27 protein-coding genes are annotated in these 26,171 nt (G+C 71.1%); 13 read left to right on the top strand and 14 right to left on the bottom strand.

Annotated features, from left to right (window positions below; genetic code table 11):
* Positions 1–143 precede the first annotated feature (143 nt).
* Positions 144–1,556 carry an aminopeptidase P family protein gene (locus tag ABT360_RS05905; protein ID WP_351811277.1) on the bottom strand — a complete coding sequence of 471 codons (1,413 nt, stop codon included), beginning with the start codon at positions 1,554–1,556 and terminating at the stop codon, positions 144–146.
* A 214-nt stretch (positions 1,557–1,770) separates the two neighbouring features.
* Here ABT360_RS05905 and ABT360_RS05900 point away from each other — a divergent pair, with 214 nt between their 5' ends.
* The 3 genes from ABT360_RS05900 (at position 1,771) to ABT360_RS05885 (ending at position 4,434) form a co-directional block, all read left to right on the top strand.
* Entirely contained in the window at positions 1,771–2,754 is a 984-nt protein-coding gene (locus tag ABT360_RS05900; protein WP_351811275.1) for a LuxR family transcriptional regulator, read from the top strand.
* A 341-nt stretch (positions 2,755–3,095) separates the two neighbouring features.
* Positions 3,096–3,452, top strand: coding sequence for a sigma factor-like helix-turn-helix DNA-binding protein (locus tag ABT360_RS05890; protein WP_351811273.1), 357 nt, complete (start codon positions 3,096–3,098; stop codon positions 3,450–3,452).
* Positions 3,453–3,711: 259 nt separating this feature from the next.
* Positions 3,712–4,434: a hypothetical protein gene (locus ABT360_RS05885; RefSeq protein WP_351811271.1), complete on the top strand. Its 723-nt coding sequence runs from the start codon at positions 3,712–3,714 to the stop codon at positions 4,432–4,434.
* Positions 4,435–4,575: 141 nt separating this feature from the next.
* Here the strand turns inward: ABT360_RS05885 and ABT360_RS05880 are convergent, their stop codons facing one another.
* Positions 4,576–5,061, bottom strand: coding sequence for a cupin domain-containing protein (locus ABT360_RS05880; protein WP_351811269.1), 486 nt, complete (start codon positions 5,059–5,061; stop codon positions 4,576–4,578).
* A gap of 413 nt (positions 5,062–5,474) precedes the next feature.
* Between ABT360_RS05880 and ABT360_RS05875 the strand changes: the two genes are divergently transcribed.
* Positions 5,475–6,707: a serine hydrolase domain-containing protein gene (locus tag ABT360_RS05875; RefSeq protein WP_351811266.1), complete on the top strand. Its 1,233-nt coding sequence runs from the start codon at positions 5,475–5,477 to the stop codon at positions 6,705–6,707.
* Between the two features lie 79 nt (positions 6,708–6,786).
* On the opposite strand, the gene ABT360_RS05870 is transcribed toward ABT360_RS05875, so the two are convergent.
* A complete protein-coding gene (locus ABT360_RS05870; RefSeq protein WP_351811264.1) occupies positions 6,787–7,971 on the bottom strand; it encodes a spore photoproduct lyase family protein in 1,185 nt (394 codons plus the stop codon).
* A gap of 450 nt (positions 7,972–8,421) precedes the next feature.
* Between ABT360_RS05870 and ABT360_RS05865 the strand changes: the two genes are divergently transcribed.
* Both ABT360_RS05865 and ABT360_RS05860 read left to right on the top strand, forming a co-directional pair.
* The gene (locus ABT360_RS05865; protein WP_351811261.1) at positions 8,422–8,928 is read left to right on the top strand and encodes a hypothetical protein; all 507 of its coding nucleotides are present in this window, start codon (positions 8,422–8,424) and stop codon (positions 8,926–8,928) included.
* A 188-nt stretch (positions 8,929–9,116) separates the two neighbouring features.
* Positions 9,117–9,530 carry an excalibur calcium-binding protein gene (locus ABT360_RS05860; RefSeq protein ID WP_351811459.1) on the top strand — a complete coding sequence of 138 codons (414 nt, stop codon included), beginning with the start codon at positions 9,117–9,119 and terminating at the stop codon, positions 9,528–9,530.
* Between the two features lie 140 nt (positions 9,531–9,670).
* Here ABT360_RS05860 and ABT360_RS05855 read toward each other — a convergent pair whose 3' ends face one another.
* The 3 genes from ABT360_RS05855 to ABT360_RS05845 all read right to left on the bottom strand — a co-directional run bounded on the left by ABT360_RS05855 (position 9,671) and on the right by ABT360_RS05845 (position 11,134).
* Positions 9,671–9,892 carry a helix-turn-helix domain-containing protein gene (locus tag ABT360_RS05855; RefSeq protein WP_351811258.1) on the bottom strand — a complete coding sequence of 74 codons (222 nt, stop codon included), beginning with the start codon at positions 9,890–9,892 and terminating at the stop codon, positions 9,671–9,673.
* Entirely contained in the window at positions 9,892–10,389 is a 498-nt protein-coding gene (locus tag ABT360_RS05850; RefSeq protein ID WP_351811456.1) for a DUF2975 domain-containing protein, read from the bottom strand. Before ABT360_RS05850 ends, ABT360_RS05855 begins: the two co-directional genes overlap by 1 nt.
* 151 nt (positions 10,390–10,540) lie before the next feature.
* Positions 10,541–11,134 (bottom strand): AhpC/TSA family protein, encoded by a 594-nt coding sequence (locus tag ABT360_RS05845; RefSeq protein ID WP_351811256.1) that lies wholly within the window; start codon positions 11,132–11,134, stop codon positions 10,541–10,543.
* Between the two features lie 70 nt (positions 11,135–11,204).
* Here ABT360_RS05845 and ABT360_RS05840 point away from each other — a divergent pair, with 70 nt between their 5' ends.
* Together ABT360_RS05840 and ABT360_RS05835 are read left to right on the top strand one after the other, a co-directional pair.
* The gene (locus ABT360_RS05840) at positions 11,205–11,819 is read left to right on the top strand and encodes a TetR/AcrR family transcriptional regulator (RefSeq protein WP_351811253.1); all 615 of its coding nucleotides are present in this window, start codon (positions 11,205–11,207) and stop codon (positions 11,817–11,819) included.
* Between the two features lie 261 nt (positions 11,820–12,080).
* Positions 12,081–13,316: a glycosyltransferase gene (locus ABT360_RS05835; protein WP_351811250.1), complete on the top strand. Its 1,236-nt coding sequence runs from the start codon at positions 12,081–12,083 to the stop codon at positions 13,314–13,316.
* 96 nt (positions 13,317–13,412) lie between these two features.
* Here ABT360_RS05835 and ABT360_RS05830 read toward each other — a convergent pair whose 3' ends face one another.
* The 4 genes from ABT360_RS05830 to ABT360_RS05815 form a co-directional block, all read right to left on the bottom strand.
* Positions 13,413–13,835, bottom strand: a complete 423-nt coding sequence (locus ABT360_RS05830) for an acyl-CoA thioesterase (RefSeq protein ID WP_351811247.1) — start codon at positions 13,833–13,835, stop codon at positions 13,413–13,415.
* Between the two features lie 184 nt (positions 13,836–14,019).
* Positions 14,020–14,763 carry a DUF2637 domain-containing protein gene (locus tag ABT360_RS05825; protein WP_444852183.1) on the bottom strand — a complete coding sequence of 248 codons (744 nt, stop codon included), beginning with the start codon at positions 14,761–14,763 and terminating at the stop codon, positions 14,020–14,022.
* 62 nt (positions 14,764–14,825) lie between these two features.
* The gene (locus tag ABT360_RS05820) at positions 14,826–15,155 is read right to left on the bottom strand and encodes a hypothetical protein (RefSeq protein ID WP_351811244.1); all 330 of its coding nucleotides are present in this window, start codon (positions 15,153–15,155) and stop codon (positions 14,826–14,828) included.
* 217 nt (positions 15,156–15,372) lie between these two features.
* On the bottom strand, positions 15,373–15,540 hold the full coding sequence (locus ABT360_RS05815) for a hypothetical protein (protein ID WP_351811241.1): 168 nt from the start codon (positions 15,538–15,540) through the stop codon (positions 15,373–15,375).
* Positions 15,541–15,710: 170 nt separating this feature from the next.
* Here ABT360_RS05815 and ABT360_RS05810 point away from each other — a divergent pair, with 170 nt between their 5' ends.
* The gene (locus tag ABT360_RS05810; RefSeq protein ID WP_351811238.1) at positions 15,711–16,562 is read left to right on the top strand and encodes an ATP-grasp domain-containing protein; all 852 of its coding nucleotides are present in this window, start codon (positions 15,711–15,713) and stop codon (positions 16,560–16,562) included.
* A gap of 318 nt (positions 16,563–16,880) precedes the next feature.
* On the opposite strand, the gene ABT360_RS05805 is transcribed toward ABT360_RS05810, so the two are convergent.
* Positions 16,881–18,326: a glyceraldehyde-3-phosphate dehydrogenase gene (locus ABT360_RS05805; RefSeq protein WP_351811235.1), complete on the bottom strand. Its 1,446-nt coding sequence runs from the start codon at positions 18,324–18,326 to the stop codon at positions 16,881–16,883.
* A gap of 340 nt (positions 18,327–18,666) precedes the next feature.
* Here ABT360_RS05805 and ABT360_RS05800 point away from each other — a divergent pair, with 340 nt between their 5' ends.
* On the top strand, positions 18,667–19,290 hold the full coding sequence (locus ABT360_RS05800) for a TetR/AcrR family transcriptional regulator (RefSeq protein ID WP_351811232.1): 624 nt from the start codon (positions 18,667–18,669) through the stop codon (positions 19,288–19,290).
* 203 nt (positions 19,291–19,493) lie between these two features.
* Here the strand turns inward: ABT360_RS05800 and ABT360_RS05795 are convergent, their stop codons facing one another.
* Together ABT360_RS05795 and ABT360_RS05790 are read right to left on the bottom strand one after the other, a co-directional pair.
* Entirely contained in the window at positions 19,494–21,227 is a 1,734-nt protein-coding gene (locus ABT360_RS05795; RefSeq protein ID WP_351811229.1) for an acyl-CoA dehydrogenase family protein, read from the bottom strand.
* A gap of 55 nt (positions 21,228–21,282) precedes the next feature.
* Positions 21,283–21,849: a PadR family transcriptional regulator gene (locus ABT360_RS05790; RefSeq protein ID WP_351811226.1), complete on the bottom strand. Its 567-nt coding sequence runs from the start codon at positions 21,847–21,849 to the stop codon at positions 21,283–21,285.
* A 211-nt stretch (positions 21,850–22,060) separates the two neighbouring features.
* Between ABT360_RS05790 and ABT360_RS05785 the strand changes: the two genes are divergently transcribed.
* Entirely contained in the window at positions 22,061–23,752 is a 1,692-nt protein-coding gene (locus ABT360_RS05785) for a sulfatase (protein ID WP_444852182.1), read from the top strand.
* 24 nt (positions 23,753–23,776) lie between these two features.
* Here ABT360_RS05785 and ABT360_RS05780 read toward each other — a convergent pair whose 3' ends face one another.
* Complete coding sequence (locus ABT360_RS05780) at positions 23,777–24,544, bottom strand: CDP-alcohol phosphatidyltransferase family protein (RefSeq protein ID WP_444852181.1); 768 nt, start codon at positions 24,542–24,544, stop codon at positions 23,777–23,779.
* Between the two features lie 109 nt (positions 24,545–24,653).
* Between ABT360_RS05780 and ABT360_RS05775 the strand changes: the two genes are divergently transcribed.
* Positions 24,654–25,655, top strand: a complete 1,002-nt coding sequence (locus ABT360_RS05775; RefSeq protein WP_351811223.1) for a zinc-dependent alcohol dehydrogenase — start codon at positions 24,654–24,656, stop codon at positions 25,653–25,655.
* A 76-nt stretch (positions 25,656–25,731) separates the two neighbouring features.
* Complete coding sequence (locus ABT360_RS05770; RefSeq protein WP_351811220.1) at positions 25,732–26,130, top strand: 6-pyruvoyl trahydropterin synthase family protein; 399 nt, start codon at positions 25,732–25,734, stop codon at positions 26,128–26,130.
* Positions 26,131–26,171: the final 41 nt, after the last annotated feature.

Raw genomic sequence — 26,171 nt, 5'->3', positions numbered from 1 at the left:
CCGCTGCGGCGGGAACCGGATCCGGGAGGCCGCCGGCAGGTACGTCCGGCCGCCGGCGACCGCGCCGCACAGCGCCCGGCACCGCCGGTCGGCGGCCGCTGCGTGCGGGGCGGCGCCGGGCCAGGCGCGCGACGTGGGCGTACTCAGCCGGCGAACCGGGCCATCCACTCCTCGACGTCGTCCGCCGAGCGTGGCAGGCCCGCCGACAGGTTCTCGTGACCGTCTTCGGTGACGACCAGGTCGTCCTCGATCCGGACACCGATGCCGCGCCACTCCTCGGGCACGGTGAGGTCGTCCGGCTGGAAGTACAGGCCGGGCTCGACGGTGAGCACCATGCCCGGCTCCAGCACGCCGTCGACGTACTCCGCCGTCCGGGCCTGTGCGCAGTCGTGGACGTCCAGACCGAGCATGTGGCCGGTGCCCGCCATGGTGAAACGACGCTGGAGGCCGAGCTCGTACACGCGCTCGGCCGGGCCTTCGACGAAACCCCACTCGACCAGCCGGGCAGCCAGGTGGCGCTGGGACGCCTCGTGGAAGTCCCGGTACGCGGCTCCTGGCTTCACGGCCGCCATGCCGGCTTCCTGGGCCTCGTACACCGCGTCGTAGACCTGGCGCTGCAGGGGCGTGAAGGTGCCGCTGATCGGGAGCGTGCGCGTGACGTCGGCGGTGTAGAGGGTGCGCGTCTCCACACCGGCGTCGAGCAGGAGCAGGTCCCCGGGCCGCACCGGACCGTCGTTGTCCGTCCAGTGCATGATCGTGGCGTGCTCGCCCGCGGCGCAGATCGAGCCGTAGCCGACGGAGTTGCCTTCGAGGCGTGCGCGGCGGAAGAACGTGCCCTCGATCCACCGCTCCGACGACGCGACCGCCCGGGAGAGCTCGCCGATCACATCGGTGAATCCGCGCACCGTGGAGTCCACGGCTTTGCGGAGTTCGGCGATCTCCCAGCCGTCCTTGACGAGGCGGAGCTCGCTGAGCGCCTCCTCCAGTTCGGCGTCGCGCTCCTCGTCGCTGGTGACCGCGGTCTCCAGGGCCAGGTCGAGACCGCGGACGATCCGGGTGGGCGCACCGGAGCCGGCGGCCAGGTCACGGGCCGCCGTGCGAACGTCCCGGCAGGGCAGTCCGAGCACGGTCTGCGACTCGGCGAGGGAGCGGCGCCTGCCCATCCACAGCTCCGCCGTGGCACCGGTCCAGAACTCGTCGTTGTCCCTGCCGTCCCGCGGCAGTTGGTAGCAGTAGGCGTCGTGACCGCCGTCCGCCCGGGGTTCGAGGACGAGAGCGCCGTCCCGGGCCTGGTCCCCCGTCATGTGCACATAGCCCGAGTAGGGCCGGAACGGGTAGGGGTCGTCGTTCGAACGGACCTTGAGGTTCCCCGAGGGAATCACCAGGCGTTCGCCGGGGAAACGCGCGGAGAGCGCGGCGCGGCGGCGGGCGGCGTACGGAGCCTGCTCGTCGGGCCGCAGGTCGTGCCGCTCGGTGTCCGCCCATCCCGTCCGCATGAGGGCGGACAGTTCCTCGGAGATCCCTGAGTAGAGACCGTTCTTACGGCCTTTCGCCACGGCGTGCACCTGCTTTCTCGGTGGGTTCCTGGGGGACGAGGGGCAGAACGAGCCGTACGGACAGGCTTGCTCCCGGTGCGGCTCGGGCGCCCTCGCAGCTGCCGGTCGTCGGCGGCTCGGGCACGCTATCCCGCACCGCGCGCCTACGGGGCCGGAGTGTGCCACTGGCACAGATCGGCCACAGCCCCGGGCGGAGCCGTCGATAATGCGGCGTATGACGCAGGCGAAACTGGGTGAGGCCCTTCGGCTCCTGGGCATCGGTCAGACAGCCGCCCAGGTCTACCTGGCGCTGCTCGAGTCGGCCCCTGCTCCACTGAGTGCGATCGCAGCCGCGACCGGCCTGGGCGATGCGGAACTGGCCACGGCGTACGGGGCACTGGTCGACGCCGGTCTGACCAGTGCCGCCGAGGAGGGCGGGGACGTGGTGGCTCCGGTTCCGCCGGCCGCCGGCCTGGAGATCCTCGCCCGGCGCCGGGCAACGGAGATCGAGGAATCGCGCATCGCTGTCGGGGGCGCGTTCGAGTCGTTCCGGCGGCAGCGGCTCGCCGCGTACAACGACAACCTCGTCGAGGTCGTCACCGGCGACGCCATCGGCCCCAGGATCCGTCATGCCTGGGCGAGTGCTCGTGAACAGATCCGGCAGTTCGAGTCACCGCCGTACTTCCCCTTGCCCGGCGCCACGGAAGACGCGCTGGCCACGCTCGCCCGCGGTGTGACGCAGCGCGTCGTGTACTCGCGGGAGTCGCTGGAGCACCCGGGTCATCTGAAGGACACCATCGAGCCGTGCGTCAAGGCCGGCGAGCAAGCCAGGGTGCTGCCGTCGGTGCCGGTCAAGCTCGTGATCATCGACGAGGCGTACGCGCTCGTGTCGTTGTCGATCAAAGAGGCCGACGTGCACAACACCATGCTCGTCGTGCAGCCGTGCGGCCTGCTCTCCGCACTCATAGCCTTGTTCGAACAGTCCTGGCACAACGCCCTGCCCTTCCACGGCCGCACCACCCGCCCAGGCGGACTGTCCCCGGCCGACCGCCGCCTGCTTTGGCTCCTCGCGGGCGGCGCGGGCGACGACGTCATCGCCCGCGAGATGGGATTCAGCCGCCGTACGCTCTACCGCCGCCTGCAGATCCTGATGGCCCAGCTGGGCGCCGCGAACCGCTTCCAGATGGCTTTGCACGCCCAGCGCAACGGATGGCTGTGACCGGCAGCACGGCTCGCCCGCTGCTCGCCGCGCACGACGCCTCGGCATGCAGCGCACCCACCGACGCGGTCCCGCGTCATGCCGCGCACCGGCGTGCACAGGGGTGGCACGTTCTCACAGGAGCCGTACCCCGGCTTCGGGGAGCTCGGCCCACCAATGGTGGTAGCGGCTGTGGACGGCGGCGTCACGGCCGGCCAGCAGGGCCGTCAACGACAGCGCTTCTGCGGCGAGTCCGTCCCAAACGGCGGGCGGCAGGGGGTGCCCGGCCGCAGCCGTTCCTGGACCACCCGGACCCGTACGCCTGCGCGTTCCGCGCTCTCCTCAGCGTCATCCGTGATCGCATGCGACGGGAACGGAAACTCGTGCCGACGGCCGAGGTCGAACCCCGCTCGGCCGCCCCATGGGACGGCGGAGTGGAGCGGCGCGCGGCGGAGATCGACGTGTCGCGGCTCCTGACGCTGCTGACGCCACAGCAGGCAGGCTCGATGATCCTGGTGGACCTCGACGGTTACACCCTCGACCAGGCGGCCCGCATCATGGGCGTACACCGAGGCACGGTCGCGCGTACGCGGGCGCGGGCCCTGGACCGTCTGCGCCGCCGGATACGGGCCGGCCTCCATGCACCCCCGGGTACCGGTTCTTCCCCGGCCGACGGCCGGCGCCTTCCCGGGCGTAGTGGCCACGCGGAAAAGGCATGATGGGTCGTTGTTGATGTTCACGGCGCGGCGTGTGCTCCGTGAGAGGGTGTGCCCTCAGGGGCCGAGCAGGAGCGATGGCCGTATGAGGAGGCAGGATGAGGCGCTCTCCGGCCGGGGAGCCGGCGGCCAATGAGGGGAGTAAGGGAAAGGTGTGCATGCCGGACCCCAGGGATCTCAGCACGGCCACCGAGCGTTGAACCCTCGGACGGAGTGTTCGGCACGAGAACCGCACGGCCCACGCGACGAGGAGGACGACCCCATGAACGCCGCCGCAGACGGACGGCAGCATCTGGACGCGGCCAGCGTCAACGCGAAGCAGACGCTCCTCCAGCTCCTCGGCCGGGCGGGGGTCTTCGCCGGAGACGCGGAGGAACTGATCGGGCTCATCGAGGCCGGCTCCCTCTCCCTCGCGCATCAGGAGATCAGCCGGATCGGGCTGAGCGCACCAGGAGGGAAGGGCGAGCTCTACGAGTCCGGCTGGCTCGACGGCACCCAGGCCGTTGCCGACGAACTCGGCGACCTCACCGAACGGGCGCTACGGCACGCCGTCGCCTCGGACCCGTCCTCCCCGGACGCCCGCCCTCCCGTCAGGAGGATGCAGGTGGAACGGGCGAAGGTGGCGGTCACGCCCCTCTACCTCTCGTTCACCGACGTCTCCGACCTCGATCCCGAGGTCTCCGAGCAGGTGCTCACCGCCGTGCTGGGCACCATGAACTCCCGGCAACGGGCGGGATACGCGGGGCAGCTGGCGGAGTTCGCCTCGGCCCACCGCGTACACCTTGAGCGGCTGTACGCGGAGTACGGCCCCGGCAGCCCGATCGCGATCCACGGCCGCTACTCCCTCCTCCACTCCCCCACCAGCATCGCCGTGCTCGAACGGCTCGCCACGGCGCCGTCGGCGTTGTGGGAGGAGTGGGACGCCGCCGAACTGCCGCCCGCGTGGCTGGAGGGACTCACCACAGCCTGGGGTTCCCCGGACTGACCGATGACCCGGCGGCCCGGCCAGATGCGCTCCGCCCGCTGGACGCCCGGAGCCGGCGACGGGCAAGCGGATCGGAACCCGCCCCCGCGGGCGGGCTCCGGGACGGATCGCCCCGGCCGCACCGCGCTGTGCCGACCGGGGTCAGAAGACCAGATGGTGCCGCGCCACGAGCGCCATGGTCGCCTCCAGGTCCACGGAGCAGCCGTACAGCCCCGCCTTCTGTTCCATGACCTCGGGGCTCGGTCCGTCCTTCAGCCGGTCGAACCACCGGAACAGCTCTTCCAGCCCACCCGGGGAAATGATCTCCAGTAGGCGAGCCGGTGTGTCCCCGGCGTTCCAGAACGTGTGCCACTCGTCGCGCGGCTTGAAAACGAGATCGCCGGCCCGGGCGACGACTTCCTCGGCACCGAATCGCGCGCCGACGGATCCCGCGAGGATGAAGCTGAATTCGTCCTCCCGCGTGTGCTTGTGCACCGGAGCGGCCAGAACCTTCGGGGGCAGACGATGCTCGACGAGCGCGAAGCGCCCGCCCCGGTCGCGGCTGTCGATCAGGAAGCGGTCCCCGCAGGCCCGCTCGTCCTCGTAGAGCTCGCCCTCCTCGGGCCCCAGGATCCTACGCTCGACCACTGCGCGCACCGCCCTTCAGAAGGAGTCGGCAGCCCTCCTCCTTCGACGATACGCGCCTGTTCCCGGTCCGGCGCCGTGGCTCCGCGGACGGCCGGCGCCCCCTTGGTGTGCCCGGCCTCCGCGCTCCGGCGCCCCTCCGCCTCCGGCACCCCGCTGTACGAGCTCCTGCACGGATGATCTCGACGCGGTGCTGCCGGCCTCGCTCGCCGAGCCGCACGCGACCGTCAAGTCGCCTGCACGAGCGCCCGATCGGGCTGCGGAACGCGCACCCGTGTCGGGAGGCACTGGGGCGCGTTGACACTCATGGTCCATGGGTGAGGGAGTCGGCGCGCTTCCGCGGCAACAGGCTCCTCAGTGTTCCGTGCTCACACCACCCCGTGTGCCGTACCGATCGATCGAGTCGAGGACCTGACGTGACCTTGTCGACGCACCGACGCCTGGCCGCGAGCGCCACCCTCATCGCCGCGCTCGCGGGTGGGCTCGCCCCCACGAACGCGTTCGCCGCGCCCTCCTCCCCCGACACGGCACACACCACCACTCCCGCCCCCGACATGGAGGGTGTGGCCGGGGCCCTGAAGGCCGCCATGGGTCAGGGCGCGCCGGGGGCGATGGCCCGCTTCACCGGACCCGACGGGGTGGAGGCGCGGACCGCGGGGGTCCGCGACCGCGTCTCGGGCGCGCCCATGGACACCGGCGCGCGCTTCCGTATCGGCAGCGTCACCAAGACGTTCTCCAGCGTGGTGCTGCTCCAGTTGGTGGACGAAGGCAGACTCGAACTCGACGCTCCGGTGAACCGGTACCTGCCCGGGGTGCTGCCGGACGACCGGATCACGGTGCGGCACCTGCCGACCCACCGCAGTGGCCTCGCGGACTACACCGAGGCGATGTTCGCCCGGACCGTGCCCGGCTTCGAGTCCGTGCGGAACCGGGTCTTCAGCCGCCAGGAGCTGCTGGACCTCTCGCTGAGAGAACCACGTGCGGCACCCGGCGTGGCGTACAAGTACTCGAACGCCAACTTCGTGTTGGTCGGCATGCTCGTCGAGCGGGTCACCGGCAAGCCGGTCGCCCACGCGTACGAACACCGCGTCATCAGGCCGCTGCGGCTGCGCAACACGTCGTACGTGCACCCCGACACCCGCGTCGAGGGCCTGCACGTGCGCGGCTACCTGCACCCCGACGAGGCCGGCGCGGCGCTCGTCGACTCCACGGAGCAGACGGTGTCCTGGGCGCAGGCGGCCGGGGCGGTCATCTCCGACCCGGCGGACCTGAATACCTTCATGACCGCGCTGATGAGGGGCCGGCTGCTGTCCCCGCGGATGCTGGACGCCATGATCACGGTCACCCCGACGGACACCACGAACACCCGGTTCTACGGGCTCGGCCTGCGCCGTTACGACTTGTCCTGCGGGGCCCGGGTCTACGGGCACACCGGGACCGTGCAGGGTTACTACACCTACGCCTTCGCGACCCGGGACGGCCGACGGAGCCTTTCCGCGATGGCCAACACCTCCAACCGGGGCGCGGCCAACACGGCGCTCGGCGGAACCCTGGAGGCCGCGTTCTGCGGAAAGAAGCCCGCGGCGGCGCGCGGTGCGCGGAGTGTGCCGGTGCTGCCGGCCGAAACGGACCTGCCCGAGCGCCGCTGAGTCCCGCCAGGACATGAGGCCCCGGCCCTGAGGGGCCGTACGCGCACAGGGCCCCGGCGCTCTGCGCGGCGGGCAGCGTTCAGAAGGCGTAGCGGATGGTCAGCCACGGGGCGTGGGCCGCCACCAGGCGGCGTACGGTCTCCACCGCCGCGGCCTTGGTGGCGTTGCGGTAGCGCACGTTCCAGCTGCCGTTCTCCGAACGCTTCGCCTGTTGGAGGTCAGGGCGCCAGATGGCCTCCTCGGCGCGCGGATGCCAGTCCATGTTGACGTCGTGCAGGTCCCTGTTGTGCGTCAGCATGATCACTTCCGCGGCCGCCTGCTCCTTCACCTCGTGCGGCAGCACGTCGTCCATCTGCTGGAGCAGTTCCCCCCAGGCCTGCTCCCAGCCGGGCCTGATGACGACGGGAGACAGGTTGAAATGCACCTCGTACCCCGCCTCCAGGAAGTCACCGGCGGCGGCGATCCGCTGCCCGACCGGACTGGTGCGGATGTCCAGGAGGCGGGAATCGTCCTGCGGCATGACGGAGAACCGGATCCGTGTCCTGCCCCGGGGGTCGAGCCGCAGCAGGTCGGGGTTGACGAACTTGGTCGCGAACGATGCCTTGGCGGTCGGCCAGCGAGCGAAGGCATGGACCAGATCAGCGGTGTTTTCGCTGATCAGGGCGTCGACCGAGCAGTCATTGTTCTCCCCGACGTCATAGACCCACGCGTCCGGGTCACACTGGTTCGGCTCACGCTTCGGGCCCTGCTCGGTGATGTGGCGCCGCAGTCGCGCGACGATACGGTCGATGTTGGTGAAGACGGTGATCGGATTGGCATAGCCCTTGCGCCGTGGAACGTAGCAGTACGCGCAGGCCATGGCGCATCCGTTCGCCGCTCCGGGGGCGATCCAGTCGGCGGACCGGCCGTTGGGTCTCACGGTGAGCGTCTTCTTCTCGCCGAGTACCAGAACCGTACTCTTGATCCGGACCCAGCGCTCGGCGTTGCCCTTGTTGCCGTGCAGGTGCGGGATGCGCCAGTGGGAGTCGACGGGGATGACCTCGGCTTCCGGGAACGCCGCGAGGATCTGCCTGCCGCGCGGAGACGCCGCGGCTCCCGGCTCCGCGTGGATCTCCCGCACCGCCAGCATGCGGCGCGCCTCCGGCGAGTCCCGGAACCACTGCTGTCCCGTGGGCGGGGGCGGGGGCCCTGTTCGTAGCTCCTCGAGGCCGAACAGTCCGTCGGGGGGTTCGTCCGTGGGGCCGAACGGCTGGGGGGTGGGCATGCCTGCTCCGGTGTCTGTCGCTTCGCCTCCACCTTACGAGAGTGGTCGGACCTGACCGACCGACCGGGTCCGGCAGGTAGGTGATCCGTACCCCGCGGGACCGTGCGGCCTCGACGATCCGGGGCAGCGCCTCGGCATCGAGGACAGGCCCCGCGGCCGCCGGGAACGCCGATGTGCATCGGAGGGGCCGCGCCGGGACGCAGGGCGTCCAGCGCGGGCCCGCGACCCGGCCTCGTCCCACCGCTGCACGGCGACGCACTGAAGCCCGCAGCTGAGTCATTCGGGCGGCATCCGGCCCGGGCCGACGCGCCGACATTCGTCGGGAGGGGACCGGTGACACCATCGCCTCCAGGGACGGGCCCCGGCGCGTGGATGCGGCGCGCGGCCCACTCCAGCGCGCCCGGCTCCGTGGCCGTGCTGATCGAGAAGTGTCACGGCAGGAGCACGTGCATGAAGCCGACAAGGACGTCCGACCGTTCGCAGTCCCGGCGCACGGACCGCCCGTCCCCGTGGCTGCGCGTCCTGCCGGGCATCTCCCCCGAGCGGCGGGGTTTCGTACTGGCCTGGTGGGGGTTCGCGCTCACCTTCGGCGGAATGCGCCTGCTCACCTGGCTCGTCCACATCGACGTGGCCGGGTTGGGCGACGTCCGGGCGGGCGGGATCCACCTCCACCATTACGTGTGGGGCATCCTGCTGCTCGTGGCGGTGGGCGCGGCCGGCCTGGCCCGACGCTCCGCGCGAGCGCGCGCCTGGATGGGGCTCGGCTACGGGGTCGGAGTGGCCCTGGTCGTGGACGAGGCGGCGCTGCTGATCAGCCTCGAAGACGTGTACTGGGACACCGAGGGCGGGGTCAGCATCGCCCTCGCCATCGCGGTGATCACCATCGCGGGAAGCGTCCTCGCCGTGACCCGGGCACGGCGGCACACTGCCACCGGAGACGGCGGCCACGAGGGCTGACCAGCGGTCCGGCCCGCCGGTCGGCGACGAGACGGGGCCGTGTGGCTGCTCCGCCGCACCTGCCCGAAAGCCCCAGGTCAGAGGCGCGGGAATCACTCGTTCGGCCCACGGCCGTGCGCCGGGCGGCCCCTTGGCCCGTAGCGTCGAAGGGCGGCCGACGTGTCGGCCGGAAGGGAGGCGGGATGATGATGAAGAGCCGTTCCGCAGCTGCCGGGGCACTGATCGCCATCGCATCGATCGTGCCACTGTCCGGCATCGCTCACGCGCAGGATCTGGACTGTCGCGACTTCGTCTACCAGGAGGACGCGCAGGCGGTCTTCAACAGCGATCCACGCGATCCCCATCGCCTCGATGAGGACCAGGGTCCCGATGACGGCATCGCCTGCGAGGTGCTGCCCCGACGTGGTGCCGCCGTCGCTCCCCGGTCGGTGAGCCCCACCCCTCCGGTTGCCACTCCTACCCCCACCCGTGGCGTTCGCGGTGGACTGGGCGGCTCCTCCGCCGCCGGGTCCGCCGACTGGCAGACCGGTGTCGGTCTCACGTTCACCGTGGGCGCCGCGCTCGCCGGCGGCTACGTGCTGCTGCGGCGCCGCCACGGTTGACGGCGGGAGCGGCGTCAGCCGGCTCGGCAACCGGCCGGCCGGGGCAGTGGGGAATGCCGCTGCCCCGGCCGGCCGGAAGACGGTGGCGCGGTCCGGACCATGCCGTGGGACGACCACGCGGGCGTCGCCCATGGCTGATGTCAGCCGCTCCCCGCTTCCTCGGCCTCCCAGCGCAGCAGGTCCCCCGGCTGGCACTCCAGCACCTCGCAGAGCGCGGCCAGCGTCGTGAAGCGCACCGCCTTGGCACGGCCGTTCTTGAGCACCGCCAGGTTGGCCGGGGTGATCCCGACACGTTCCGCGAGTTCGCCCACGGACATCTTTCTCTTGGCCAGCATGACGTCGATGTCAACGGCGATCGGCATCAGATCACCTCGTCCAGCTCGGCCTGCATCCGCGCCGCCTCGACGTCACGCGCAACGGCCTGGCCGAGCAGCATGCGCAGCACGAGCACGATGAGCGCGACTCCCAGCACTGCCAGGGAGGCCCCGCACACGAGGAGCACGACGCCCGGTGCGACGGCCTCGCCGGGGGCCAGGACGACCGCGAGCGCGAACACCACCAGGGACGCGGCCACGAACGCGCCGATCACGACGTCGACGTACCGAAAGGCGGCATGGGAGAACACCGTTCCCCGCCGCACCATCGTCACCAGCCGCCACACGGAGACCATGACGACCTGGACCGTGAGGACGCCCAGGACTGTGATCAGGAGAATCGGCGTGCGCAGGTACGCATAGTCCGGGTTGAGCCCCTTCAGGTCGACGGCCAGCAGCGGCACCATCACCGCCTGCACGAACACCGAACCAGCGAGCAGCACCACGAGCACGGCTCGCAGCGCGAGCACGGTCCACTTTCCCATCGCCTCTCCCTCGATCGAGCAACGATGGGAATCTATCGAGATTCGATAGGCGTGGGCAAGGGTGAGGCCGGGGACACAGGGGCCGACCAGCTCGGGCGCATGACGAGCCTCGATCACCACCCCGACTTCCCCCGCCCCCTCCCGGGCACCCTCAGGGAGCCGCCGGCGAGGATTGTGTCCCCTTGGGCACCAGCTCCAGCAGCTCGTCCACCGTCCACTGGTCGTACGCGTGCTCGCCGTACTTCGCGGCCAGGACGGCGCCGTCGGGGGCGAGGAGGAAGTCCGCGGGGAGGCCCAGGCGGCCGTGCGGTTGCCGCCGGGACGGCAGGCCTTCGCGTCCGCGTACCAGCATCGTCGTGCTGCGCACGATCGCCCGCAGCACAGGGAGCCATACCCGGGGGTTCAGCAGGGCACGTCGTCCCGACTCGGCACCGAACTCGATGTACAGCCGCTTGGCGGGGTCGGCGATGACCGCGAACGGGAGGTCGGCCGCGTACTCCAGCAGTTCCTCGGACGGCGAGTGGAAGACCACGACCTCACGGACGCCGGCCGCCTCGATTTCGCCGTACCGGCGCACCACCGACCGCAGATGCAGATTGCAGACCGGGCAGCCGGCGAAGCGCCGGAACTGAAGGTGGATCAGCCGACCGGAATCCGGGACGTCGACCGGCGGACCGCAGACGGGAGTGAGGGAGCGGGGGCTGATGACAGAGCCGGGGGCCAACCGCTTTCCGGACGTGCGCATTTCGAACCCCTCCGTAGGTGTACAGCATACGCTTACAAGCGTACGTGTAGGGCGTACGCTGTCAACCGTCATGCCACGTCCCCGTTCACTCACCCAGGACCGACTGGCCTCGGCCGCACTCGCCGTCATCGACCGCGAAGGACTCCCGGGCCTGTCGATGCGCGCGGTCGCACAGGAGCTCGGCCTGAGCACGATGGCCCTCTACCGGTACGTCGACGACCGCGAGGAACTGGAAAGGCTGGTCGTCGAGTTGGTGCTCGGCGCCGTCGACAGCGAAGCGCCGGCCCCGGACGCGCCGTGGCGCGAGCGGATCCAGGTCATGGTGAGCCGCCTGCGCGACACCGTGAGCGCCCATCCGTCGGTCGTACCGCTGACCCTCACTCACCGGCACCGCTCCCGTGCCGGGCTGCGCTGGTCGGAAACCGTGCTCGCCATCCTCACCGAGGCCGGCTTCGAAGGCCCGCAGCGGGTCATCGCGCTCCGCAGCCTGCTCGGCTACGTCATCGGGGCGATCCAGATGGAACACCTCGGGCCCCTGTCCGGCGCGGGAACGGTCGCCATCTCCGCCCTGCCTCCGGACGAGTTTCCGTACATGGCCGAGACCGCGCGGCACGCCCGGACCGTCAGCGCCGACGAGGAGTTCCTCGGCGGCCTCGCCGTGCTGCTGCGCGGGCTCCGCGCATGAGCCGCGGCGAGGAGCGGTCCACCGCGCGTTGAAGCACCGGGCCGGCCGAGCGCTCCCGGGCGGCCGTCCGGACGGTCTCCTCCCGGGTGTGTGATGCCACTCCCGACGGTGACACCGCGGCGCGACACAAAAAAGGGAAAGGAGAGTACCGACTCCTTTCCACTCTCAACGTATAGCGCACCGTGGGGCTTGCGGCAAGACCCCTGCCGTACCGGAGAATCGCCGGCCTGAGCCAGGATCTGCGGACAGGGGAGTCGCGAAGTGCGTGTGTTGTTGGTGACTTATGGGTCACGCGGGGACGTCGAACCGGTGGTGGCACTCGCGGTGCGGTTGCGGGAACTCGGCGCGGAGGTACGCGTGTGCGCGCCGCCGGACGAGGAGTTCGCGGGGATGCTCACCCGTGTCGGCGTGCCGCTCGTGCCGTTGGGCCCGTCGGTGCGCGCGTTGGTGACCGGTGTGACGCCGCCGTCGCCCTCGGACGCGTTCCGGATCGCGGCCGAGTTGGTCGCCGCGCGGTTCGACACGCTCAGCGCGGCGGCCGAGGGGTGCGACGCTCTGGTGGCGACCGGCCTGATGCCGGCCGGCGCACGGTCGGTCGCCGAGAAGCTGGGCGTCCACTACGTGTACGCGTGTTTCCATACGCTCGAACTGCCGTCGCCGCACTGCCCTCCGCCGCCGCGGCCGGGCCCGCCGTTCCCGCAGGGGGTGACCGACAACCGGGTGTTGTGGGAGTTGGACGCCCAGCGGGTGAACGCGTTGTACGGCGAGGTGCACAACAGCCACCGGGCGTCGATCGGCCTGCCGCCGTTGGACAACGTCCGTGACCACGTCTTCACCGACCAGCCGTGGCTGGCGGCTGATCCGACCCTGTGCCCGGAGCAGGAGCTGACGGCTCTGGACGTCGTGCAGACGGGGGCGTGGATCCTGCCGGACGAACGCCCGCTCCCGGAAGAACTGCAGGCGTTCCTGGATGCCGGGGCACCGCCCGTGTACGTGGGGTTCGGCAGCATGCCCATGCGCGCCTCCCGGGACGCCGCCCCGCTGGCCATCGAGGCGGTCCGTGCACAGGGGCGCCGTGTACTCGTCTCCCGCGGCTGGGCCGATCTGGGCCTCATCGACGACAAGGACGACTGCTTCGCCGTCGGCGAGGTCAACCATCAGGCGCTGTTCCGCCGGGTGGCCGCGGTCGTGCACCACGGCGGGGCGGGCACGACGACGACGGCCGCCCGGGCCGGCGCGCCCCAGGTGGTCGTCCCCCAGTTCGTGGACCAGCCGTACTGGGCCCGCCGGGTGGCCGAGCTGGGAATCGGTGCGGCGCACGAAGGTCCGGATCCGGCCTTCGATTCCCTCTCGGCCGCGCTCAGGACGGCCCTGGCCCCCGAGACCCGCGCGCGAGCGAGGGCCGTGGCCGGCACGATCCGCACCGACGGAGCGACGGTTGCCGCGAAGCTGCTGCTCGACACGGTCGGCCGGAAGGGGCCGTCCATGTCCGTGTGAACCGCCGGCCGTCGTGGTCGCATGCGGGTGCAGGTGAATGCTCGAGGGGGCCGGCTCGTGACCGCTCCCGGAAGTCGCCCCACCGGCACCACGGGGTCAGAGGCCGAAGACCTCGGGAGCGTCGGCCAGTTCCCTGAAGTACTCGCGCGGATCCGGTACGAGCCTGCGCTGCTTCAGGTCCATCAAGCCGCCGACACCCGACAGTTCGGCGGCCACCGTGCCGTCCGTCTTGCGGATCGTCTGCTCGATCCGGAAGGTCTTGCCCTCGCCCCAGACGAAGGCACACGTCACCTCCACCTCGTCGCCCGCCCGCAACTCCCGCTGGTAGCGCACCGTCACCTCCAGCGCCACGGGCCCCACGTTCCGTTCCAGGAGGTCCGCCTGGCGAATGCCGGCCTTCTGCAACAGGGACCAGCGTGCGTGTTCCGCGTACTGGAGGTAGACGGCCTGGTTGAGGTGGCCCTGGGTATCGGTCTCGTACCCGCGCACCACGACGGCTACGGCAAACGGCTCTGCCACGCTGTTCCTCCCGACGGCACTGATGGAGCGGCTGCCCACCATGGCAACCGCCCAACGGTACCCGGTGTTCCATCGAAGGAACCGACCACGAGACGGCCACATGGGAGATGGCGGTGGCAGGTGTTGCCGACGTTGCGACACAGCACCCGCCACCGCCAGTAAGAGCCCACCGGTGATGAGGCGTTCAGCCGGGAAGGTTGTGGCGGGGCGGTGCGGCCGCGTTGCGGTGGCGGGGTGCGGTTTGGCGCGGGGGCCGGGTCAGGGTGATCTGCCGCACGAGCTGTTGGAAGCAGGCCAACGCGGCCACCGCGGGCAGGGCGGCTGCCGTGGCGTCACGCACGGTTCTCGGTGCCTGGGCGACACAGAGCAGTATGGCGATCGTCGAGAACAACAGGACCGCGGTCCATGAGTGGGTGGCGCGTCGCCGGTGGAACGCCGCTCTGAGAATGGACAGGGACGCGACGAGCCAGGGACCGTAGACCAACAGGGGCCACCACCGGATCACGGCGTCGGAGGTACGCGGCTGGGTGGCGTTGCGCAGCAGGGGGTCGTAGGTGACCATGCCGCCGTAGACGCTGACCATGGAGACGATGACGGCGGTGAGAGCCGCGATGAGGATGCTGCCGGTTCGCAGGAGGCTGACGACGTGCTTCCGGGGTGATACCCGGCGGTGGGTCGCCATCGGGTGACGCACCGGCGGGAGCTCCGCGGTGATCTGCTGCAGTCCGTCCAGTGGGCGGTCGTCGCCGGGTGCCTCCGGCACCTCGGCAGAGGTGGCGGGGGACGGGACGGCCCACTGCCGGGACGGGTCGGACTCCAGCAGGAGGTTGGCCAGTTCCTCGTCCCATGAGGGATCCAGGGCGTCGTCGAATGCGGGATGCGACTGCCGGCCGGCCGGGTGATGCTCGTAGTCGTTGTTCGGTCGCACGGTTGCGGAATGCGGTTGATCATGGGCAGAAGGCGGACCGTATCGGCTGGGCGTCTCATACATCACGGCCGTCCCGTGTTTTCCCCACGGTGGGCGGCGGAGGGTTCAGCGGCGTGGAACTCGGCCTGAATCCTGCTCATTGTCATCAGGAAGTCCTCCAGGGCCGAGGAGGAATAGTGCAGATCGATGCACTCCGATCCGTTACGCAGCGTGGCCCCCCTGTCGGCGGTCGATGCGGCAAAGCCCGGCGTGAATGTCCACTCGCCTGCCCGGGCGGCCCCGGTGCGGTTGTACCGACTGTCTCCGGCCACGTTCCTGGGGAACGAGATACTCACCTGCGCTGTGGTCATATTCCCCCTAACGCCACGGATCTTGATCCAGGTGCGCGTCATCTGAGTGATAACGCTGGGGCATACGGGTGCCTCCGTAGGCGGCTTATCGCTCCGATGGCGTGTTTAAGACAATGGAGTAACCCATACCCGCTTCGCTCGTCGGTCAAGGATCATGAACGCGTAGATCATTTCCGGCGCACCGTGCGCGGAATGCGAGATTCTGAAATCAGAAACAAAATGCGAAAGTGATATTTCCTGGAATCCGCCCGGCCCTCGGTCACCGTGGCGGCGGCGAGTGAGACGTCGGCGTGGTCATGGCGCGGTGACGCAGCAGTGCGAGGGCGACGGACAAGGCCGCGAAGGCGGCGCCACGCACGACGGCGTCGTCGTCCCGCGCCAGGTGCGCCAGGGTGTCGAGGGCATCGTCCGCCGGGGGCTCCGTCACGGCTGTGGGGCCCTTCGCCGTCGCGACGTGCACCTCTCGGCCGGTGCCGATGGCGACGCCACCGGGCCCGCGGCCGTGTCGACCGACAGCAAGATCTGCCGCATCCGGCGGCGCCGTACCCGCCCGGAATTCCGTGGCCGTTGGCCCTGGTGGTGGCAAGGTCTCCGACCATGAACGAGCACGGAGTCCTCACCCTGTCGCCGCAACGCACCACGACCGGTGAGCTGTTGTCGGCCGCCGCGACGCGGCGGGGCATGCGGGTGGAGGTCCTCCCGTCCCACGGCGGCACGGGCACCCTGGGACCGTTGCCCGCCGGGAACGTCCACTACTACGGAGGTCCGCGGTTCGCGGCCGGGGTGGTGGACGACCTCGGGGTCGCTCTGCTGGAGCCGGCCGACGGCTGGCTGGCGGCGCTGCCGCACGCGTACACCCTCCGCCGTGTCGCCGAGGCCACGTTGGGCGAGGCGCGTCGGCTGACCCGGCCCGCGTTCGTCAAGCCGCCGAGCGACAAGAGCTTCCCCCCGGCCGTTCACGCGGACGGCGGCCGGCTCCCGTGCGACGGCCCCGGGCTGTCAGCGGACACTCCGGTCCTGATCAGCGACGTGGTCACGTGGGAGGCGGAGTTCCGGCTGTTCGTCCTGGACGGGGAGGTGCGCACGGGTTCGCAGTACGCGACGTTCGGCCGGCTCGACGCGGTACCGCTCGACGGCCACCGTCACCGGGGTGCCGTACTGGACTTCGCGGCGGGCCTCCTCGGCACGTGCGGCGACACACTGCCCAGCGCGGTGGTCGTGGAGGTGGGGCTGGTGACGGCCTGTGAGCCGGGAGGCGCGGACGGCTGGGCGGTGGTCGAGGCGAACATGGCGTGGTTCAGCAACTGTTACGCCGCCGACCCCGACCGTGCCCTGGACGTCGTCCTGCGCTCCGCGGGTCCCCGCGCCCGGCTGGCCGGCCGGGACCGCCCGTTCTGCCGCGCCCGGGACGAAAACCCGGCGCGGCTCGGCGCCGGGCGGTGTCCCTGACCAGGACCAGGCCGTCGGCGGCGGTGAACCGCCGCGTTCCGTCAGGTGCCTGCTGGTACGTCGGGCGGCGGGCTGGTGCCGCCGTACATCTCGTCGGCATGCGGCGGACGCCAGAACCCCCCTCTTCAGGCGTCCATGCGCCCATGTCCCTCTCTTCACAGAGCCGTTGCGGCCACGGACTCGGCACCGATCTGGGCCGAACTCCTCGCACGCCCACGGCAGCGACGCGCGACATGGCGGAGCGCCTGATTCCCACGCCGCGCAGCGGGCGGCGGCGGGGCGGACGGTTGTCGCCGCGCCCTCCGCCGCCCGGCCGGATCAGACCGCGGGGGCCGGGTAGGTCGGGTACTCCACCCCGGAGACGTGCTGGACGACGCGGATGACCTGGCAGGAGTAGCCGAACTCGTTGTCGTACCAGAGGTAGAGGATCGCGTTGTCGCCGTCGACCTTGGTGGCGCCGGCGTCCACGATCGAGGCGTGGCGCGAGCCGACGAAGTCCATGGAGACCGCGTCGGGGGCGGTGGTGAAGTCGATCTGGCGCTTGAGCGGCGAGTGCAGCGAGACGTCGCGGAGGTACTCGAGGACCTCTTCGCGGGTGGTCTCGCGGCCCAGGCGCAGGCTCAGGATGGCGATCGAGACGTCCGGAACGGGGACGCGGATCGAGCTGCCGGTGATCGGCGCCTTGAGGTCGGGCAGCGCCTTGGCGACGGCGGAGGCGGCACCGGTCTCGGTGATCACCATGTTGAGCGGCGCCGAGCGGCCGCGGCGGTCGGCCTTGTGGTAGTTGTCCAGCAGGTTCTGGTCGTTCGTGAACGAGTGGACGGTCTCCACGTGACCGCGCAGGACGCCGTACTCGTCGTCCATCGCCTTCAGCGGCGGGACGATCGCGTTGGTGGTGCAGGAGGCGCAGGACAGGACCCGCTCGTCCGGCTTGATGGTGTCGTGGTTGACACCGTGGACGATGTTGGGCACGTCGCCCTTGCCCGGGGCGGTCAGGACGACCTTGTCGACGCCGGGGCGCAGGTGCTTGGACAGGCCCGCGCGGTCGCGCCACTTGCCGGTGTTGTCGATGAGGATGGCGTCCTTGATGCCGTACGCGGTGTAGTCGACCTCGGACGGGTCGTTCGCGTAGATCACCTTGATCGCGTTGCCGTTGGCGACGATCGTGCTGGTCGCCTCGTCGACGGTGATGGTGCCCTGGAACTGGCCGTGGATCGAGTCGCGACGCAGCAGCGAGGCGCGCTTGATCAGGTCCTGCTCACCGCCGCCGCGTACGACGATGGCGCGCAGTCGCAGGCCGTTGCCGGAACCGGCCTTCTCGATGAGGAGGCGGGCGACGAGGCGGCCGATGCGGCCGAAGCCGTACAGGACGACGTCGCGCGGCTCGCGGCGCTCGATCTTGTTGGCGCCCGTCGCGCCGGCCACGGCCTCGGCGGTGAACTCCTCGACCGTCAGTCCGCGGTCGTCGGCCTTGTACGTCGCGGCGAGCATGCCGATGTCGATCTGGGACGGGCCGAGATCGAGGGTGGTGAGAGCCTGCAGGAACGGCATCGTCTCGGTGACCGAGAGTTCCTCACCGGCTATCTGCCGGGCGAATCGATGGATCTTGAGGATGCTGACCACCGACTTGTTCACCAAGGAGCGGCTGTGAAGCAGGACGGTGACGTCGTGCTCCCGGTGCAGCTTCCCGATGATCGGGATCATCGACTCCGCGATCTCCTCGCGGTTCTTCCAGTTGGTGAACGAGTCGTCGTTGACAGTCACAGGTTTATCTTTCGAGCTAGGCGGCGCTCATATGCTAACCCCCCGCCACTTTGATCATTCAATCGGTACCGCGTTGGGCAGCCGCGGGGGCAAAAGGAGGCCGAGTCGACACGCTTTGTCCCCTTATGGCCCCGCAGATTCGGCGAGCGATCGGGCCTCCCGAGGGCTCGGGCGCCCGTCGAGGCGCAGAGCCGAACAGCCCGCAGGCAGGGCCCGCCTCGCCGTGCTCCATGCCGCGCGTCGCGCCGGTGGAGGACCAACACATCCATGCGAACAGCACTGTTCACGGTCCTCAGGCGGCGCGTCGCACGGCGTGGAGGAGGTGGCATACGCTCCCCGCATGCCCACGCCGCATCAGAAGGCCGGCCGCTCGCCCGGGCGGCAGAACGCGCCCCGCCGCCGCGCCGACGCCGAGCGCAGCATCGCCACCATCGTGGCCGCCGCTCTCGACTGCTTCCTCCGCGATCCGCAGGTCAGCATGTCCGCGGTGGCCGGTGCCGCCGGCGTCAGCCGGGTCACCCTGTACGCGCACTTCCCGTCCCGCGAAGCACTGCTCGACGCGGTCCTCGTGCACTCGGTCGAGCAGGCGGACGCCGTCCTCCAGGGCCGGCAGCTCGACGAGGGCCCGGCGGACGAGGCGTTCTCACGCCTCGTGCGGTCCAGCTGGCGCATCCTGGAACGGCACGCGTCCCTGCTGTCCGCCTCCGAGGGCCTCATCACTCCGGCGCGACGCCGCAAGCACCACGAGAAGGTCCTCGGGCGGGTGGAGCGGATCCTGGCGCGTGGCCAGGAAGAGGGAGTGTTCCGCTCCGACCTGCCCATGAACTGGCTGGTCACGACCTTCTACAGCCTGCTGCACGCGGCAGCGGCCGAGACCGGCGCCCGTCACCTCAAGGCCGCGGACGTCCCCGACCTCCTCGACCGGACGCTCTCCTCCATCCTGCGGCGGCTCCCGGAAGCCTGACGCCAGGAAGGGGGACGGCGAAGTTCCGGTACGCGGCGGCCACGGGCTCGTGGTCGACCCCGGGCAGGGGTCACGTCCTCTTCACGAGGTTCTGCACCGCACGGGATCCCCCGCCCGCCTCCGTCCCGCTCCCGGGGCCGGGCTCAGGAGCCCGACCGGGGGAACCGGGGCGGAGGCGGTGGTCGAGGGGGTGCGGGCTTCGGTTACGGCGCCATCTCGTACGTGCCGGACAGCGCCTCGACCCGCTCCCACACGCGGGCCGAGCGGGCCTCGTCGACGACCGGGCGGCGGACCGCGCCCAGCGACCAGAGCTGCTGCTGCTCGGTGGCGGAGTCCTTGCCGTGCAGTTCGACGGCGTGGGCGGAGAAGTCGCGTACGAGGACGGCGAACAGCTCGTCCAGGACGTCCTCGTCGAGGCCGGTCAGACGCGCCTGCTCCAGGATCAGCTGGCCGTGGACGACGAGGGCGAACAGCTGGCCGACGGCGAGGAGGAGGTCGAGGTCGCGGCTCTGCTCCTCGTCGGGCGCGGCGGTGGTGACGAACTCGCAAAGGGCGTCGGCCTGCTCCCGGAACCGGGCGACGTTGGCCAGGTGGGCGTACGCGTCGAAGGCGGGGCGCCAGTCGTGGAAGCGTACGGAGCCCAGGCCCCGGGCCGGTCCCTGCTGGAAGAGGAACGTGTCGTCGGCCGCGTCGAGGCGCGTGGGGACGGGCTCGTACTCGGCGGGGTTCAGCAGGTGGTTGCGCATGAACTTGAGGATCAGCGCGAGGTTGACGTGGACCGTGCCCTCCAGCTTGGGCAGACCGCGGATCTCGATCGCCGCCTGGGCGAAGTAGTTGTCCTTCTCGAAGCCCTTGGCCGCGATGACGTCCCACATCAGGTCGATGACCTTCTCGCCCTCCGTGGTCACCTTCATCTTGGTCATCGGGTTGAAGAGGAGGTAGCGGCGGTCGTCGGGGCCGGCGGAGCGGAAGTAGTCGACGGCGCGGTCGCTGAACAGCTTCATCCCGACGAGACGGACGTAGGCGTCGGTCAGCTCCCGGCGCACGTGCGGGAAGGCGGTGACGGGGCGGCCGTAGAGGATGCGGCCCCGCGCGTGGGTGACGGCCTCGTACATCGCGTGCTCGCAGATGCCGATGGAGGCGGTGCACAGGTTGAACTTGCCGACGTTGACGGTGTTCAGGGCGGCGTCGAAGGCGGCGCGGCCGGTGTGCAGCACGTCCTCCGGAGCTACCGGGTAGTCCTCCAGGCGGAACTCGCTGACGTACTTGGAGGAGTCGACGACGTTCTTGACGAGGTGGTACGCCGGGTGGCGGCTGTCGGCGGCGAAGAAGACGTACCCGTCCGGGCCCTCGACGTCGGTGCGGCGGCCGAAGACGGAGACGAGTCCGGCGGCGTTGCCGTTGCCGATGTAGTACTTGGAGCCGGTCGCGCGGAAGCCGCCCTGGCCGTCGGGCTCCAGCAGCATGTCGGTGGAGTAGATGTCGGCGCCGTGGGCCTTCTCGGACAGGCCGAAGGCGAACACCTCGCCCTGGGCGAGGAGTTCGGCGGCGCGGGCGCGGGCGGTGGCGTTGTCGCTCTGCCAGACCGGGCCGAGGCCGAGGACGGTGACCTGCCAGGCGTACCAGTAGTCGAGCCCGTAGAAGCCGAAGATCTCGTTGAGGGCGGCGATGCGTGCGGTGTCCCACCGCTTGTCGCCCTGATCGCCGGGCTGTCCCTCGGCGGCGGACGCGGGGGTGAGGAAGGTGGCGAAGAGCCCTTCCTTGGCGGAGAAGGCGAGGAAGTCCGCGAGCCAGGCGCGGGAGCGGTAGTCCTCGATCAGCTTGCGCTTGCCGCGCTCCTCGAACCAGTCGACGGTGGCGCGCAGCAGCCTGCGGGTCTCCGGGTCGAAGTGCGCCGGGTCGTAGGTGCGCGGGTTGAACAGCAGCGGGTCGGCCATGGGTGTCCGCCTTCCGGGAGGTGGGTGGTGAGGGTGATGAGGGGTGGCCGGCGGTTCAGCGAGCGGGAACGAGCCGGCGGAGGGTGGCGAGTACGTCCTCGAGCCATGCGAGCTGCATCCGCTCGTACGCGATGCCGCCGCGCAGCACGACGTGCTGGAGCTCCCGCCCCGCGTCGGGCGGCCCGGAGGCGCGCGGGGCCTTTGGGCCCGTGAAGTCGCGGCGCTCCCCCGCGAGATAGCGCGCGAGCCGGTCGGTGTGCGCCTCGTGGTACCGCTCCACCTCGCGGATCAGCGCGGCGGGGTCGTCGAAGGCCGCGCCACGGATCTTCACGGCGAGGTCGTGCCGGACGCTCTCGGGTTCGATCGGTTCGTGCAGCCACGCGGAGAGTGCGGTCCGCCCGAGGGCGGCGACGGAGTACTCCCTCTTGTCCGGGCGGCCCTGCTGCGGCACCTCCCGGACGTCGATCCAGCAGTCGCTCTCCATGCGCTTGAGCACGCGGTAGATCTGCTGGTGGGTGGCGGTCCAGAAGTAGCCGATGGACCGCTCGAACCGCCGGGCCAGCTCATAGCCGGAGCCCGGCTGCTCCAGCAGGGACACGAGGATCGCGTGTTCGAGCGCCATGCTCCGATCCTCTTATGCAACTCGTTGCATAGACAAGCGCGGCTGCCCCGGTGAGACGCGGCTCACCCGGCGGCGGCCGCGTCCCGGGCCGCCGCCCGCCGCCGGTGCCCGCCCTTGAACGACTTCGGCCGGCGAACCGTACCTTCCACGGCGGCCCCGCTCATGGGCCGGGTCCGCCGTACCACCGGGTTTCGTACGGAAGGACCTCCGGGTGTCGATCGAGTTGTCTCGTCAGCTGCCGCGTACCGACGCAGCAATCCCGTGGCAGGGCCACCGGCCGGCCGGAGCGGTGGCGCGGGTCCTGGTGTCCCGGGTGGGTACGGGACTCGCCGCCGTGCTGGTGACGGCGGCGCTGCTGCTGCCGGACCGGCTGGAGCGCCTCACGCCCGGCGCGTTCGCGCGCATACCGGTGGAGGCGATAGGCGGCGCGGCGCTGCTGCTGGTGCTGCGGCCGAGGGCCAGGCGGATCGTCGCGGCGCTCGCCGGGGTGGCCCTGGGACTGGTGACACTGCTGAACCTCCTCGACATGGGCTTCCACTCCGTGCTCGCCAGGCCCTTCGACCCCGTGCTCGACTGGATCCTGTTCGATGACGCCGAGGCGTTCCTCCGCGACTCCATCGGCCCGGCCGGAGCGACCGGTGCCGTGATCGGGGCCGGGGTCCTCGTCGTCGTCCTGCTCGCCCTGATGGCACTGGCGGTCGTCCGGCTGAGCCACGTCGTGGCCCGGCACAGTGCCGTGGCGACTCCCGCCGCACTGGTCACCGGGACCGTCTGGGTGGTCTGCGCGGCGCTCGGCGTGCAGGTCTCGGGGGCGGCGGTCGCCTCCCGCACGACGGCCGACGCCGTGCACGGCCGGGTGGAGCAGGTGCGTGCCGGTATGGCGGACAGGGAGGCGTTCGCCAAGGAGGCCGCGGTCGACGCCTTCCGCGACATGCCGGGCGACCGGCTGCTGACCGGGCTGCGCGGCAAGGACGTGCTGTTCGTCTTCATCGAGAGCTACGGCCGCAGCGCGGTCCAGGACCCGGAGATGGCGTCGCAGGTCGGCGCGGTACTCGCGGACGGGTCGCGCCGGCTGGGCGCCGCCGGGTTCTCCTCCCGGAGCGCCTTCCTCACCTCCCCCACGACGGGCGGCGGCAGCTGGCTGGCCCACTCCACCTTCGCCTCGGGGCTGTGGATCGACAACCAGCAGCGCTACCGCGACCTCACCTCCGGCGACCGCCTGACGCTCACCAGCGCCTTCCGGCGGGCGGGCGGCTGGCGGACGGTCGGCATCATGCCGGGCGTCACCAGGGCCTGGCCCGAGGGGCGGTTCTACGGCCTGGACCACGTGTACGACTCCAGGAACCTCGGTTACAAGGGCCCGAAGTTCAGCTGGACGCCCGTTCCCGACCAGTTCAGCCTGGCCGCCTTCGAGCGCCTGGAGCACGGCAGGGCGGGCCACGGCCCCCTGATGGCGGAGATCATCCTCACCTCCAGCCACAACCCCTGGGCGCCCGTGCCGACCATGCTCGGCTGGAACCAGCTCGGTGACGGATCGGTCTACGAGTCCGTCAAGAGGGCGGGCAAGGATCCCAAGGAAGTGTGGAAGGACCCCGCCCAGGTGCGCACCGAGTACCGGCGGGCGATCGAGTACTCGCTGAACAGCCTCTTCTCGTACGTGGAGACGTACGGCGACGACGACACCGTGGTCGTCTTCCTCGGCGACCACCAGCCCGTCCCGACCGTCACGCGGAACCGGCTCGGCCGGGACGTACCGGTGACGATCGTCGCCCGCGACCCCGCGGTGATGGAGCGGATATCGGGCTGGGGCTGGCAGAACGGGGTGAAGCCCGGCCCCGACGCCCCGGTCTGGCGGATGGACGCCTTCCGCGACCGTTTCCTCACCGCCTACGGCCCGCGGTGAGGAGGCCGCGGAACGGCATCGGCATCAGACGCTCTCGCGCGCGACTTCGCGGGCCACCGCGGCGCCGCCGCGCGGGACCCGGACGCGCCAGAGCCGGCGGATGTCACGGGCGAACGACCAGAGAAGCAGCGCCAGGGCCGTCACGACCGCCGCGTACGCCGCCGACTGCGGGAGTACCCCGGCGGCGGCCACGAGGAGGACGACGCCCTGCACCGCGGCCACCGTCTTGCGGGCCGTGCTCGGCGGCAGCGGCCCGTTCAGCCACGGCAGGACGCGGGCGGCGGCGACGAAGACGTACCGCATGGCGCCGATCGCCAGCACCCACGCACCCATGGACAGGGCCACGGCGATGCTCAGCACCAGGATGAGGAAGGCGTCGACCTCCATGTCGAACCGCGCCCCGAACGCCGACGCCGTCCCGGTGCGGCGGGCCACCTGGCCGTCGACCGCGTCCAGCACCAGCGCCAGCGAGGTGAGCGCGACCAGGACCACGACCGGTGGCCGGCTCACGAAGAGCTCCGCGACCAGCGCCGTGACGCCCCCGACGAGCGTGAGCCGGGCCAGGGTCACGGCATTGGCCGGGCCGAAGGGCCTGTGCCCGGGCCACGTCCGGTACAGGGCCCAGGTGAGCACCGCCCAGGTGGCGGCCGTGAAGACCAGACCCGCCAGCCGCCCCACGGGCCCCAGCCCCACCGCCGTTCCCAGCAAGTGCAGCAGACCGAACTGTGCGACCGCCCCCAGGACCGGTTCATGACGCAACGGACATGCTTCGGATATGTCGCTCACGGACACGGGTCATCCTCCGGACCTGTGACAAAGTCAATGGCCGCCACCTACCCTGCGCGGCCTCATCACCCTCACAACGTGCACGAACAGCCCAGCGTTCAACAGGAGAACCGCAATGAAGCGCACCGCGCGCGCCTTCTGGCTCCACTCCCCCGGACACGGCGAGATACGCGAGACGGCCCTGCCGGAACCGACCGCCGACGACGTCGTCGTACGCACCCTGTTCTCCGGCGTGAGCCGCGGCACGGAGGGCCTCGTCTTCCGCGGCGGCGTACCGGAGAGCCAGCACACGGCGATGCGGGCGCCGTTCCAGGAAGGCGACTTCCCCGGACCGGTCAAATACGGGTACCTCAATGTCGGTCTGGTGGAGGAGGGGCCGGGGGACCTGGTCGGCAGGACCGTCTTCTGCCTGTACCCGCACCAGACCCGGTACGTCGTTCCGGCCCGCGCCGTGACCCCCGTGCCGGACTCGGTGCCCGCCGCGCGGGCGGTGCTGGCCGGGACGGTGGAGACGGCGGTGAACGCCCTGTGGGACGCGGCGCCGCTGGTCGGCGACCGGATCGCGGTCGTCGGGGCAGGGATGATCGGCTGCTCGGTCGCCGCGCTGCTCGCCCGCTTCCCCGGGGTACGCGTCCAGTTGGTCGACGCCGATCCGGCCCGCGCCGCCGTCGCCGCCCTTCTCGGCGTGGACTTCGCGCTCCCCGAGGACGCCCTGGCCGGCTGCGACCTCGCCGTCCACGCGAGCGCCACGGAAGCGGGGCTCGTCCGCTCCCTGGAACTCCTCGCTCCGGAAGGGACGGTGCTGGAACTGAGCTGGTACGGGGACCGGCGCGTCAGCCTGCCGCTGGGCGAGGCGTTCCACTCCGGCCGGCTGGTCGTACGCGGCAGCCAGGTGGGCCGGGTGTCCGAGGCGCGGCGCTCCCGCCGGACCTTCGCCGACCGGCTGGCGCTCTCGCTCGACCTGCTCTCCGACCCGGTGTTCGACGCGCTGGTCACCGGTGAGTGCGCCTTCGGGGAACTGCCGTCGGTGCTGCGCGGGATCGCGGCCGGCGACGTGCCCGGACTGTGCCACCGCGTGCGGTACGACGCGGCGGACGACGGCCCGATGCCCGGCTGAACAAACGGCGTTTGCGGACCGTAGTACAACAGGGGCCGTAGATCGGCCGCATCAACGGACCGGGAGGTCACAGCCGTTGTTCAGTGTCACAGTCCGCGAGCACCTCATGATCGCCCACAGCTTCCGCGGGGAGGTGTTCGGGCCCGCGCAGCGTCTGCACGGGGCGACGTTCCTCGTGGACGCCACCTTCCGCCGTGCCGAGCTCGACGCCGACAACATCGTCGTCGACATCGGTCTCGCCACGAAGGAACTGGGCGCTGTCGTGGCCGAGTTCAACTACCGCAACCTCGACGAGGTGGCCGAGTTCAAGGGCGTCAACACGTCGACCGAGTTCCTGGCGAAGGTGGTGGCCGACCGCCTGGCCGACCGGGTGCACGCCGGGGCACTGGGCGAGGGCGCGCGGGGACTGACCGGCATCACGGTCACCCTGCACGAGTCGCACATCGCGTGGGCGACTTACGAGCGGGCTCTGTGAGCGACCACGCGGCCGGCCAGGCCGCTTCGCCGGAGCGCTCG

The sequence above is a fragment of the Streptomyces sp. NPDC000229 genome (assembly GCF_040300825.1).
Taxonomy (GTDB): domain Bacteria; phylum Actinomycetota; class Actinomycetes; order Streptomycetales; family Streptomycetaceae; genus Streptomyces.
Note: the sequence above shows the minus strand (reverse complement) of the source record. Positions and strands in the feature narration are given on the sequence as shown.

What these genes read in the sequence shown, in the direction of transcription:
- ABT360_RS05790 (WP_351811226.1), bottom strand. Translation starts at nt 21,849, where the DNA reads ATGGCGCTCGAACACGCGATCCTCGTGTCCCTGCTGGAGCAGCCGGGC.
- ABT360_RS05870 (WP_351811264.1), bottom strand. Translation starts at nt 7,971, where the DNA reads ATGCCCACCCCCCAGCCGTTCGGCCCCACGGACGAACCCCCCGACGGA.
- ABT360_RS05845 (WP_351811256.1), bottom strand. Translation starts at nt 11,134, where the DNA reads ATGCGCACGTCCGGAAAGCGGTTGGCCCCCGGCTCTGTCATCAGCCCC.
- ABT360_RS05855 (WP_351811258.1), bottom strand. Translation starts at nt 9,892, where the DNA reads ATGCCGATCGCCGTTGACATCGACGTCATGCTGGCCAAGAGAAAGATG.
- ABT360_RS05900 (WP_351811275.1), top strand. Translation starts at nt 1,771, where the DNA reads ATGACGCAGGCGAAACTGGGTGAGGCCCTTCGGCTCCTGGGCATCGGT.
- ABT360_RS05795 (WP_351811229.1), bottom strand. Translation starts at nt 21,227, where the DNA reads ATGGCCGACCCGCTGCTGTTCAACCCGCGCACCTACGACCCGGCGCAC.
- ABT360_RS05860 (WP_351811459.1), top strand. Translation starts at nt 9,117, where the DNA reads ATGAAGAGCCGTTCCGCAGCTGCCGGGGCACTGATCGCCATCGCATCG.
- ABT360_RS05775 (WP_351811223.1), top strand. Translation starts at nt 24,654, where the DNA reads ATGAAGCGCACCGCGCGCGCCTTCTGGCTCCACTCCCCCGGACACGGC.
- ABT360_RS05810 (WP_351811238.1), top strand. Translation starts at nt 15,711, where the DNA reads ATGAACGAGCACGGAGTCCTCACCCTGTCGCCGCAACGCACCACGACC.
- ABT360_RS05885 (WP_351811271.1), top strand. Translation starts at nt 3,712, where the DNA reads ATGAACGCCGCCGCAGACGGACGGCAGCATCTGGACGCGGCCAGCGTC.
- ABT360_RS05850 (WP_351811456.1), bottom strand. Translation starts at nt 10,389, where the DNA reads ATGGGAAAGTGGACCGTGCTCGCGCTGCGAGCCGTGCTCGTGGTGCTG.
- ABT360_RS05865 (WP_351811261.1), top strand. Translation starts at nt 8,422, where the DNA reads ATGAAGCCGACAAGGACGTCCGACCGTTCGCAGTCCCGGCGCACGGAC.
- ABT360_RS05800 (WP_351811232.1), top strand. Translation starts at nt 18,667, where the DNA reads ATGCCCACGCCGCATCAGAAGGCCGGCCGCTCGCCCGGGCGGCAGAAC.
- ABT360_RS05840 (WP_351811253.1), top strand. Translation starts at nt 11,205, where the DNA reads ATGCCACGTCCCCGTTCACTCACCCAGGACCGACTGGCCTCGGCCGCA.
- ABT360_RS05820 (WP_351811244.1), bottom strand. Translation starts at nt 15,155, where the DNA reads ATGACGCGCACCTGGATCAAGATCCGTGGCGTTAGGGGGAATATGACC.
- ABT360_RS05890 (WP_351811273.1), top strand. Translation starts at nt 3,096, where the DNA reads ATGCGACGGGAACGGAAACTCGTGCCGACGGCCGAGGTCGAACCCCGC.